The 12,312-nt window shown below is 36.3% G+C and carries 9 protein-coding genes; 4 read left to right on the top strand and 5 right to left on the bottom strand.

Annotated elements, in window-relative coordinates:
- Nucleotides 1-7 precede the first annotated feature (7 nt).
- Complete coding sequence (locus MKY45_RS19840; protein ID WP_256705102.1) at nucleotides 8-1,066, top strand: ADP-ribosylglycohydrolase family protein; 1,059 nt, start codon at nucleotides 8-10, stop codon at nucleotides 1,064-1,066.
- Nucleotides 1,047-1,760, top strand: coding sequence for a GntR family transcriptional regulator (locus MKY45_RS19835; protein ID WP_256705101.1), 714 nt, complete (start codon nucleotides 1,047-1,049; stop codon nucleotides 1,758-1,760). Before MKY45_RS19840 ends, MKY45_RS19835 begins: the two co-directional genes overlap by 20 nt.
- Nucleotides 1,761-2,422: 662 nt before the next feature.
- On the opposite strand, the gene MKY45_RS19830 is transcribed toward MKY45_RS19835, so the two are convergent.
- From MKY45_RS19830 to xylA, 5 genes are all read right to left on the bottom strand, one after another.
- A complete protein-coding gene (locus tag MKY45_RS19830) occupies nucleotides 2,423-3,460 on the bottom strand; it encodes an aldose epimerase family protein (RefSeq protein ID WP_341173294.1) in 1,038 nt (345 codons plus the stop codon).
- A gap of 86 nt (nucleotides 3,461-3,546) precedes the next feature.
- On the bottom strand, nucleotides 3,547-5,469 hold the full coding sequence (locus tag MKY45_RS19825) for a right-handed parallel beta-helix repeat-containing protein (protein ID WP_341173293.1): 1,923 nt from the start codon (nucleotides 5,467-5,469) through the stop codon (nucleotides 3,547-3,549).
- A 22-nt stretch (nucleotides 5,470-5,491) separates the two neighbouring features.
- Nucleotides 5,492-6,916 carry an MFS transporter gene (locus MKY45_RS19820; protein ID WP_341173292.1) on the bottom strand — a complete coding sequence of 475 codons (1,425 nt, stop codon included), beginning with the start codon at nucleotides 6,914-6,916 and terminating at the stop codon, nucleotides 5,492-5,494.
- Between the two features lie 160 nt (nucleotides 6,917-7,076).
- Nucleotides 7,077-8,576: a xylulokinase gene (gene xylB / locus MKY45_RS19815; protein ID WP_341173291.1), complete on the bottom strand. Its 1,500-nt coding sequence runs from the start codon at nucleotides 8,574-8,576 to the stop codon at nucleotides 7,077-7,079.
- 25 nt (nucleotides 8,577-8,601) lie between these two features.
- A complete protein-coding gene (gene xylA / locus MKY45_RS19810; RefSeq protein WP_341173290.1) occupies nucleotides 8,602-9,927 on the bottom strand; it encodes a xylose isomerase in 1,326 nt (441 codons plus the stop codon).
- Between the two features lie 263 nt (nucleotides 9,928-10,190).
- Here xylA and MKY45_RS19805 point away from each other — a divergent pair, with 263 nt between their 5' ends.
- Together MKY45_RS19805 and MKY45_RS19800 are read left to right on the top strand one after the other, a co-directional pair.
- A complete protein-coding gene (locus MKY45_RS19805) occupies nucleotides 10,191-11,384 on the top strand; it encodes an ROK family protein (protein WP_341173289.1) in 1,194 nt (397 codons plus the stop codon).
- A 57-nt stretch (nucleotides 11,385-11,441) separates the two neighbouring features.
- Nucleotides 11,442-12,056, top strand: a complete 615-nt coding sequence (locus MKY45_RS19800) for a hypothetical protein (protein WP_341173288.1) — start codon at nucleotides 11,442-11,444, stop codon at nucleotides 12,054-12,056.
- Nucleotides 12,057-12,312: the final 256 nt, after the last annotated feature.

Below are 12,312 nucleotides of genomic sequence, written 5' to 3'. Positions count from 1 at the left end.
TGAAAGGATGATAGAAGTGAATTTAAATACAAAAATACAAGGAATTTTAGGATTGGCAGCAATTGGTGATGCAATGGGAGCGGTTACGGAGAACATGTCATTTGATCAAATTCGCACACATTTTGGCCAACCAGTGACGACAATGGAAAAACCTGGTAAAACAGCTTTTGCATTAGGAAATGAGGCTGGGCAGGTAACGGATGATTTTTCACAAATCTATTTTCTTAGCAAAGCAATTTTACGGAATAAAGGTGTGATTGATAGGGATATTGTGGTTAAAGCAATTTTAGATTGGTCAGAGGTTCCGTGGTATTTTGATCGCTTTGCAGGTCCAACTACAAGAAGTGCAGTAGCAATGTATAAAGACCCTTCGTTGAAAATGAAGCCATTGCCTGGAGCAGCAACGGTAGATTATGCTTCCAAAGCAACTAATGGTGCGGCGATGAAGATTGCGCCAGCAGGTATTTTGAATCCGGATAATTTGAAACAGGCAATTGATTCTGCCATTACTATTACGCAAGTGACGCATGATAATTCCTTGGCGATTTCTGGAGCATGTGCAGTAGCTGCTGCAACAAGTGCTTCTTTAGCACCTCATGCAACGGTTGATGAAGCATTAAGCGCAGGTCTTTATGGTGCTATCCGAGGTGAAACTAAGGCGCAGTTCATTTCTCGGGAAGTTGCAGGACCAAGTGTTGTGGAGCGTATCCAATTAGCGTATAATATAGTTGATGGCTTTGGTACAAAAGATGAGAAATTACGTCGCTTATCACAAGTGGTAGGCAGTGGCTTGCATATATCAGAAGCAGTACCTTGTGCGTTTGGAATTATTGCTTTAAACAAAGAGGATGCTTTACAAGCAGTCATTGATGCCGTAAATATAGGATATGATACGGATACCATTGCAACAATTGTCGGGTCGATGGTTGGAGCTTTTATAGATTTATCTGATAAGCGTTTTATCTCTTTATTCGATACTGTACAAGCCGCCAATGATTATAATTTAGTAGAGTTAGCAAATTCATTAGCAAATGTGGTGGAAGATAATGAAGGGAACCAGCGTTAAATATATAGCTATATATGAAGAATTAAAAAAGCAAATCATCAACGGCGAATTCGTCGTTGGTGATTTGCTGCCTGCTGAACCAGAGTTGCAGAAAAGGTATAATGTAAGTCGGATTACTGTGAGGAATTCAGTACAATTATTGGTTGATGAAGGGTATGTCCAACGAATTCATGGTGTTGGTACAATTGTATTAAGTAAAAAAGAATCATTACAACTGCAAACATTATTGAGTTTTTCTGAAGAAAATAACGGACGGGCGATAGAATCATTGTTAATCTCATTCAAAGAGAATATTCAAGCTTCTCCATTAGTGTGTTCTCAGCTTGAATTGCCTAAAGGTGCCATGGTGAGTTGTCATGAAAGATTACGATTGATTGATGATGTTCCGATTGGTTTCCAGCGAGTATATTGTCCCGATTTTATTCAATTGTCATCAGAAGAACTAAATGCACCAGATGTTTCTTTATATCAATTATTTCGTCAAAAAGGATATGTTATAAATAAAGCGAAAGAAACTATTGAGTCTGTTATAGCTGATAAATATTTAGCAGACTATTTAAAAGTTCCAGAAAATAGCCCTTTGTTATATGTGCAAAGAATGACAGAAGATCAGCAGGGGCGACTGATTGAATACGCTGAGATTTTTTATCGCGGTGATCGATATCGATACAACGTTCAACTACAAGCTACGTGATTAATTGAAAGTAAACTTATTCTGAAATCGTTATGATTAAAAAGGAAGCAATTAATTAAAGTGATCTTCTTTGTAATGAAAATAAAAGAAATCCGAATATGCAATTAATATTCTAGCTATCTCATTAACGCCGACGTTTGTGACGTTATTTGGGATGGTTTTTTGCATCTTTTATAGGATGGTATAAAAAGTTTTAATCTGTATTAAAGAAGTAATTAAAACGAACAATTAGGTAATGCTTCATACTGTAAACTTTTCTCAAGGATGTATTAATGCTTTATTGACGCTGATAAGAATTGAAGTGTAAGAAGAATCTGGATGGGATTACTATAGAAAAGATTAATCGAAACTTAGAAATAGATTCTGTATAAATTGTAGCATCATTATTTTCTTGAAATTTATCTTCAAGATTACTGAATGAAGTATCCTTAAGGATGCCGTTATCATGGTACTCATATTATGAGAATTTGTTTTTGGAACATATGAAGGAATACCAAAAGTAATAATTTCTTAAAACGCCTAAATCGAATTACCTTTCGATTTAGGCGTTTTTTTTCGAGATAATTTAAATATTTAAATAAAAATATCAGGTCAGCATCAAAAGCCTTACGTATAAATTTATAGCATTTAATACTCATAATTGTTTAGGAGAGCATTATAACTTACTTTTCCACCCCAAATCGAAACGCCGTTCGTTTCCGGTACACCTCCCCAGCCCCCAAAATAATACTAGGCAAACCATCATCATGCAATGAACCAGTAAATCCCTGTGTTTCAAAACACACACCCAAATACTTTTGAGTTGTCCCTTCCAACAACGCCGCCCCATCATCTAAACTATTTGAAGTGTACATCACCATTCCTGGCTGATTCGTTTCAATAGCAAGCGTGCGTCCACTCGTCTTCTCGCTGACAAATACATTTTCCTTTTTATCGTGATCGAATATAAAATAATGGTCAAAACCATTTCCTACAATCTTATTCTGTTCGAAATTTGATACTATACCTTCCTTGAGCGTCCGACCTTGAGTAAAATCAAAGGGGGTGTTCTTTACATCAAGTAATCTTCCAGTGGGTAACAAGGCACCATCCAGCTCTGTAAATTGATGGCTATCTATCGTAACATGATGATCATGTATTGAATCACGTAAATTGCCTGTTAAATTAAAATAGGAATGATTTGTTAAAGTAAGCGGTGTTGTTTCGTCTGTCTGTGCCCAATAGTCCAATATTAATTCATTGTCTTTGGTTAATGTGTATGTAACGTCTGTCTTCACATTTCCGGGGAAACCATTTTCGCCATCACTGCTAATATAATGCAAGATGACGCCTGCGTACGCATCTGATTCAAATGTTTCTCCTTCCCAAAGGACTTGGTGAAATCCATTGGAGCCGCCGTGCAAATGATTTACTCCATCATTTGCTTCTAGTTCATATTGTTTTCCATTTAATGAAAAGTGCGCATTTTTGATTCGTCCAGCTACTCGGCCAATAATAGCGCCCAAAAAATAAGAGTCTGTCTCATAATTTTCGTAGTTATCATATCCCAAAACAACATTTTCAACTTTTCCATTTTTATCTGGAGTACTAATTTTCGTGATAATTCCGCCGAAATTTAATATATTTACCTCCATACCAAAATCATTTTTTAAGACGAAAAGCTTCCACGTTTCATTTAAGTATTTTGTGTTTACTTTCATAAGATCAACTCCAATATGAGTAAGTGAAAAAAGGACTTGATAATCCAAGCCCTTTTTATTTAATTTTATCTCGTTTAGACTAACATTTATCCCCAGACTTTCACATAGTTTTCTCCATTTTTTAAATCAACAATTGGTCCCAAAACACTTTTTTCTTTTCTTTGTTTACCCAGATAATCTGTATCTAAAGTAACTTCACTTCCATCTGGGTTTTCAAAATCTGCATCAACAATTCGTACTCGAGGTAGCGTTCCGGTAGATTGGATTTCTCCGAGGATGTTTTCAAAATCATCCGGAAGTTCACAAGAGAGATACACTTCATTGCCTTCTTCAATAATACGTAGTTTAGGGTCAAAACGATTTACTTCAAGCTTATCTTTTTCCCTTTCAAAAGAAGCTGCTCCGTTGAAATAGGCATTATGATTGATATATACAGGCTGATTCACCTTATGGAATGCTTCATGGTCGCCGGGCTCTTGTTTTACAGTCTCAATATACTCCTCTAATGACGCTGTATAGCCGTTGTAATGAGCTGTGCCAACTCCTTCAAAGTTGGAATCGCCGATGAATATATTATTATAAAAACGGTCATCTCCGCCATAAGTAGCTGCAAAACCAGCTACCTTTGTGCTGTGTGGATAATGGTAAGGAGTTGGACGATCCAACATTTTGCGATGAACCATTTTGCCGCGAATGATATTATTTACGTAAGCACCGCCCTGTGCATGATTATCTAAAGCATAGTCTGCAGTTAGTATATTATGATCAACTAAATAAGGACCACTGCTAACCTCAACAAACAAGTCGCGATTATTTCTATAAAATAGATTTTTGCTTATTCTCGTACCTTGTGTTTGCCAATCTGACCATATGCCTAGAGAACAGTCATGGAAACGGTTATTGTGAATTTGCGTATCAATCGCGGCATGTAATTTAATACCTGCTATCTCATGCCCGAAAAATTCTCTCTTTAATGCAATGTTATAAATATGATTATTATAGATTTCGCTAAATACACAGCCAAGATGACCTACGATGCCATTCTGGCCGCAATCATAGATTGTGTTATTTCGGATAATATGGGAACCGACTTTTTCTTTGTTCCAACCTGCTTGGTGAGCGTGGAACACAGATTCTAATTGATATTGGTAACCCGGCTTATCTTTTCGTTTGCTGCTAAAGTTATTTCCAGTGCTGGCTTCTTTTCCAATACTGATTGCGCTGCATTTCGCATCATGAATGATATTATCCTCGATTATCCAGCCTTTACTCCAATGAGGACCAATCAGTCCAGGTTGATCAGCGGTAGGCGGTGCCCAAGGAGTAGCTGCTTGTGCTAATTCAAATCCTTTAACTGTAATATAATCAATACCTGTATTTTCTGGATAAAACACAGATTTTCTAACGTTTATTTCTACTAATTCTTTATTTGGATCAAACTCATGAAAATTAGCGTAAATTGTTGTGTAGTATTCATCGACCTCTGCAAACCAAACAAATTTTGTTTGCTCTTGATTATGAACAGGGACGACTTCGTTTGTCCAATGATCTAATACTTCTGTTTGTATCTCGGGATCCAGTAGTTGTTCATAGCTTTCTGTTTCGTAAAAGGACATACCATTTAAATAAACGTCTCCTAAATGTCTTCCGGGGTTATAAACGACCCAGTCACCAAAAATTTCTTCGGTATAGGGATTGTACTCTCCAAAAAATGAATTAGGTAATTGAACTTTCCATACATTATTTTCTACTTCCTGCCAATCTTGGATATGCTCTGAACCTTTAATAATTACTTTTTCACCTTCTGCTGCTTCGTAAGTGATTCTTCTGAGATTGCTTAATCCGGAATTTTGAGGGTTTACTCGTTCTCTGTATTCTCCTTCATGTACAATAACTTTATCACCTGCCACTACAATAGAAGCTGCTTTGTTAATTGTTAAAAAAGGATTTTGTTTTGTTCCTTCGGCCATATCAGACCCGTTTTTCGCTACATGATATTCAAAAGTCATTTTTTATTTCCTCCCAATATAATTAAAGTTTCACTAAGTTTTTAGTACGATTCTCGCCAACTTTTCCTTCTTGAATTTCTTTCTTAACAGATGGAATAAATTTTTCGTAATTTAATGTGAATGTGACTAGCATAATAATGATGATACATGCAAAAGGAAAATAAATTTGCATGGATTTCATTGCTAAAATCGAGCTGTCCGGTTGAATGGAAGAACCAGCAACGTATCCGCCAATAGTAAGTGTCCAACCGACGATAGCCCCTTGTAACCCAGATCCAATCTTCATGCCAGCGCTTGTTAAACTAAACACAGATCCTTGTACAGGAACTCCTGATTTCCAATAAATCAAATCTCCTACGTCTGCTACAATAGCGCTAAGTGCACCTGTGAAAGGAACAACACCGATAGCGTTTACAATAAGACCTATAGTCAGTAACGTTAAATTCTCAGAGAATACGGTCATAATCAAATAAGAGATAATGGAAATAATTAACCCTATGACGATACTTCTTCGAATTCCGAACTTTTCTACAAATTTAGGTGTGTACATTAATCCTATTATTGTTGGAACAGTAGTTGCTAAGCTTAATATAGCCATGATGTCAGCGTTGTTAAATACGTAAGTAGCATAATAAACTCTGATACCGTTATCAGTCTGCCTTAAATACCAAAGCAAGTACAAAACAATTGTGATAATAAAGTATTTATTTGTTAACAATACTTTCATTATGAGAAAAAAGGGAACTCTTTGTGTTGTATTATTTTCAGTCTTTCGCTTAGCAATATTTCTTTCTTTTACAAACCACCCGGTAATCATCAAAGGGACCGCGCATAAAAAAGCATAAATTATTGTAGTAATCGTCCATCCCTGTTGACCGCCGCCGAATCCGCTTACAAAAAAAGTCGTAAATGTTGTAATGGATAAAACAGCCAGCTGTGAAAAAATAAAGCGGATGCTTCCTAATGAAACGCGATCATTCTTATCATTTGTCATAAGAGAAGTCAGAGAAGAATAAGCGACGTTATTAGCGGTATAAAAAACTGCAGAGATTAACAAATAGATGATAAAAATATATATGATTTTTCCAGTTTGGTCTAATGCCCCTGGCACATTGAATAATAAAAATGTCAATAAACCGAGAATGGGAGCTGTCCAAAACACCCATGGTTTGGCTTTGCCCATCTTTGAATTCGTGTTATCGATTAAGGTCCCCATAAATAAATCAGTGAACCCATCTGTAACACGGGAGATTAGAATAATCGTTCCAATTATTCCAGCTGAAATCCCCACTGTATCCGTCATATATATAGTGAGAAAAGAGGCAATAAAGGTCCAGCTATAATTTGCTCCAAAATCTCCTATACCAAATGTTAGTTTTTCACTCATTTTTAGCTTTTGCGTTTTTACTATTTGTGTTTCACTTTGCTCCGATTGTGCAGCATGCATTTTCATACCTCCATTTTTAATGAAAAGATAACGTCAACCTGCCATAAAGAGAACCCTTACATATTAAAATGAAATTTTTTTGATTGTTTCTACTAGCTTCTTCTATGATAACTGCGTGGAGCAGTTATCTTTTAAATTATCAATCTCATGACTCCATGTATTACTGCCGGTGCTGCATCAACTTTTTATTTAGTGATTGTGTTGAAGTATAGACTTGTTGGTAGAGTTTAAATAAAGTTTGATAAACTACTACATTTTCTTCTATCGGTTTATATATTTTTTCTGCATGTAAAAAAGTATCTGCGCAATCTTCAAGTGTTCTAAACCACCTGCAACCATAAGCTGCTAACATTGCTGCTCCCATTCCTGGACCTTGCTCATTGGATAATTTGACAACCTCTGTATTAAAGATATCTGCTTGCATTTGCAGCCATATCTCATTTTTTGAACCACCACCTACGGAAATAATTTGATCGATTTTCTTCCCTTGGTCCCGGAATAACTGGACAGACTCATTTAACGAAAATGTAACTCCTTCCATAACAGACCGTACAAAATGTTTCATCTTGTGAGAACTGTCTATTCCAATGAAACTTCCACGAATAGATGCATCAACATAGGGGGTGCGTTCACCTGCAATATAAGGTGTGAATAGTAAACCATTTGCACCCGGTGGAACTTTATCAACATCGTTAAGCAATTGGTCAAACGTTTTTTCTTCTGCGAAAGTATCTTTAAACCACGTAAGGCTTTGACCAGCCGCTAGTGTCACTCCCATAGTATAATAAGCATTTGGTACGCCATGATTAAAATAGTGAACTTTTCCCTGAAAGTTGCGATCTCTACGGTCTTCATGAGCGAGAACTACCCCGGATGTCCCGATGCTGGCCATTGTTTTACCTTCTGTTAAGACTCCTGATCCAATTGCGCCGCATACATTGTCAGCACCGCCAGTAAAGATGCGAGTTGATTTGGACAGACCAGTTTTTTCAATGATCTCAGGGGTCAATATTCCAATTTCTTCAGAAGATTCTACCAAGGGTGGACATATATCCAAATTGATATCTAATAAATCACAAATACTCTTGCTCCATTCTTTTTCTGCTACATTTAGCAATAAGGTACCAGCTGCATCGGAATATTCCGTATGCAAACTTTTAGTAAGCTTCAAACGGACATAATCTTTTGGTAACAAAAACGTTTTTACTTTATTATAAAGCTCAGGCTCATGATTTTTTACCCATAATAATTTAGGTAATGTAAATCCTTCTAATGCTAAATTTTTCGTGATACGAAGCAGTCTTTCTTTTCCCACTTTTTCATAAATCTCCTGACACTCCGCTGTAGTTCGTGTATCATTCCATAAAATTGCATTACGAAGAACATTTTGATTTTCATCGAGCAGAACCAGTCCATGCATTTGTCCAGAAAAGCTGATACCTTCAATGTCATCTGGTTTACCTTCGAATTGTTGAATTAGTTCAGAAAGCCCGGCGACAGTTTGGTCTACCCAATCTTTAGGGTTCTGTTCGCTATAGCCTGTTTTTTCTTGTAAGAGGGGATATGTTTTTGAAACTTCTTTTACAACATCTCCTTGTTGATTAACTAATAAAAGCTTCACAGCACTTGTCCCCAAATCAACACCGATAACATGCTTCATTATTCAGCCTCCTTATGTCCAGTTCTTATTGATCTGAATAAATTGTCAGCAGATATTGATTGATTACTGCCTTGATTCTTTCCAATTGTCCGGATTGTTGATTTATTTCTTTTAAATCAAGTGCATGCTCTTCTAATTTATGGAAATTCGTTTTTTCTTCCACGATGTTCAAACCAATACCGTGTGTATAGCTGCTATATCTGTTATTTACAACATTTTCAATAATTTGATCATCTAATAATTTCTGAGCCACTTTTAACCCGATTGCGAAACTATCCATTCCAGCTATATGTGCGTGAAAAAGATCTTCTGGCTCAAATGAACCTCTTCTTACTTTTGCATCAAAGTTTAATCCGCCGCGGCCCAGTCCGCCATTTTTGATTATTTCATACATAGCAAGTGTAGTAGCGTATAAGTCAGTTGGGAATTCATCTGTATCCCAGCCTAAAAGTGGGTGTCCTTGATTGGCGTCTACTGATCCTAAAATATTATTGACACGTGCGTAGTGCAGTTCATGCTCAAATGTATGACCTGCAAGTGTGGCGTGATTGGCTTCAATATTAAATTTAAAGTGATCTTGTAAATCATAATGCTGCAAAAAGGCGTAACTGCTAGCAACATCAAAATCATATTGGTGAGTTGTTGGTTCTTTAGGTTTTGGCTCAATTAGGAACTGTCCATCAAAATCAATTTCTTTAGCATAATCTACAGCCATATGGAAGAAGCGTCCGAGATTGTCTAATTCGAGTTTCATATCTGTGTTAAGGAGCGTTTCATAACCTTCTCGGCCTCCCCAAAATACGTAGTTTTCTCCACCAAGTTCTTTTCCGATTTCTAACCCTTTTTTTACTTTGGCTGCAGCGTAGGCGAATACATCTGCATTGTTAGAAGAAGCCGCCCCATGAATAAATCTTGGTTGAGTAAAATTATTAGCAGTATTCCAAAGCAGTTTCGTTTTGCTGTCTTTCATATAATCTTTGATCATGGAGACGATTGTATCTAAGTTTTTATTTGTTTCTCTTAAAGTTTCTCTTTCTGGTGCGATATCCACATCATGAAAACAGAAATAGGGAACATTTAGCTTCTCAAAGAATTCAAAAGCTGCCTCTACACGAGCTTTTGCTAAGTCCATTCCTGAGAATTTATCCCAAGGGCGGACAGCTGTTCCAGAGCCGAATGGGTCTGATAAATCTTCAGTAAATGTATGCCAGTATGCTACTGCAAAACGTAGATAATCCTCCATATTTGCGCCGCCAATGGTTTCCTCCGGATTATAGAACTTAAATGCATAAGGATTCGTTGACTTCGGCCCTTCATAAATTATCTGATTTACGTTTGGAAAATAACTCATTCTATAAATACCTCCTATTTCATTGAGTTAGTTAAAATAAGTTTATATAACTTTGTTTAACCTTAAAACTAAGTTTAGTATTTGTTGGAAGCGTTGTCAACAATAAAATTAAAGAAAAAAAGGTATTGATATGATAGATGAATTGATTTAAATATGATTGATTTAAGATTTGTTAATATAATGGTTAAACAAAGTGAGGATGAATGTTAAGCGATTTCTATGATAGAATAAAGATAAAGAATTATATAAAAAGGAGAAAAAAGATGCAAAAAATTCAAACCGGTGACCAAAATTTTGTAAAACAAATGAATAAGTCAATTGTTTTTCGTTCAATTAAAAAAAACGAACCACTATCCCGTTCGCAGATTTCTAAAATAACTGGACTCAATAAAGCAACTGTTTCTACAATGGTTTCGGAAATGCTTGAAGAGTCATTTGTATATGAAATAGAGTCTAACCAATCCAGTGGGGGAAGGAAGCCTGTGCTATTATATTTTAATAACCTTGCAGGCTTTTCGGTTGGAATTGACTTGGGCGTTAATTACATTCTCGGTGTTTTAACGGATTTGAATGGTCATATTGTAGAAGAAGTTACCCAGACTTTAACTAGCATTGAATATGAAGATGTGAAGAACAATTTAGTGAATATCATAAAAAAATTAATTAAAAAGGCTCCGGAAAGCACGTATGGCATAGTAGGAATTGGTGTAGGTGTTCCAGGTAATGTCGATCTCGATGAGAATATTTTATTTGCCCCAAATCTAAAATGGAAAAATGTTGATTTAAAAGCAGAGTTACAAAATGAACTTCACATTCCGGTTAAAATTCAAAATGAAGCTAATTGTGGAGTTCATGGTGAACATCTTTATGGGAGAGGGAAGAATGCATCTGATTTAGTGTATATTAGCATTGGAGTTGGTATAGGTACAGGCATCATTATAAAAAACAATCTTTACACTGGTACATCTGGTATTTCTGGAGAAATGGGACATGTTACTCTTAATGCAAACGGCCCTAAATGCCGTTGCGGAAATCACGGTTGCTGGGAACTTTATGCATCGGAACAGGCTCTTTTGGAGCATGTAAAAAAGCAAAAAGTATTAAGCAGTTCGAATGATATAAGTCTGGAAAAACTAGTAGCAGAAGCAAAAACAGGGAATAAAGAAGTTCTGCAGATTTTAAACACATTAGGGGAGTATATCGGAATTGGATTAACAACTGTTATTAATACGTTTAATCCAGAAATGGTTATCATAGGAAATAGAATCTCACAATTTAGCCGATGGTTAACCAACCCTGTTAATCATGTTCTACAGGATAGGCTATCTTATTATCATAATGAGAATACGGAGATTAAATTTTCTGCTCTGGGTCGTTATTCAAGTGCGCTCGGTGCTACTTCGATAGCGATTTCTCATTTTTTATCAGAACAAAAATTAGAGAAAATGACATTGTAACTACAAAAAACGTTTTACCTTTATTTTTCAAAGTAACATAAAACAAGGAGGCTCATAATGGACGTATGGTATGTAAGCTACGGCTCCAACATTAGCGAAAATCGCTTTTCCTGCTATATTGAAGGAGGTATTCCTGAAGGATCTGAAAAAGAGGAAAAGGGATGTGAAAATACGACCCCGCCAAAGAAAGTAAAAAAAGCCGAGCTCCCTTATCCTCTCTATTTTACAAAGGAAAAAAGCAAATGGGGCAAGGGCGGAGTTGCCTTCATTGGACATAAATCCAATAAAGATACCAAAACATATGCAAGAAAGTACCTGATCACCGATGAGCAATTTGGAGAAGTCGTGGAGCAGGAAAATAATGTGGATGCCTTAAATATCAAAGTGCAGGATATTATGGATAAAGGCTATGTTGACTTGAAAGCAGGCTGGTACGGCAGGGTTATTTATCTGGGAAAAGAGGAAGGGGCGCCAATGTTTACATTTACCAATCCGGATGTAATGGGAACGCACGAATTTACCACTCCCCCTCAATCCTATTTATCCATGATTTCCCGCGGGTTAAAGGAGATTGGTCTTGCGAAAGAAGAAATTGTGGAATACTTTTTAACGAAACCTGGAATTGAAGGGAAGTTTACGAAGGATTCGCTTTTTCGGTATATTTACGGTTGATTATTGTTTTTTCATAATATGAATTAAAATAATTATTCTTATTGGGAAATCCTATTTAAACTATATGAATTGCGTGGTCTAAGTTCCTTGTCTATAGACGGCATTTGTTTTCTAAGCGGAGTTGTAAAAATGATATAAACACCTGAATCGAAAGGTTGATGATTCAGGTGTTTTTGTGTGTTTATTCTGTTTTCTTAGATGATATTTTATGTGGCCAATAAATAACCAAATATATAGAAATATACCCCACTCGCGG

The organism is Oceanobacillus sp. FSL K6-0251 (assembly GCF_038004725.1).
Classification (GTDB): Bacteria; Bacillota; Bacilli; order Bacillales; family Amphibacillaceae; genus Oceanobacillus; species Oceanobacillus oncorhynchi.
Note: the sequence above shows the minus strand (reverse complement) of the source record. Positions and strands in the feature narration are given on the sequence as shown.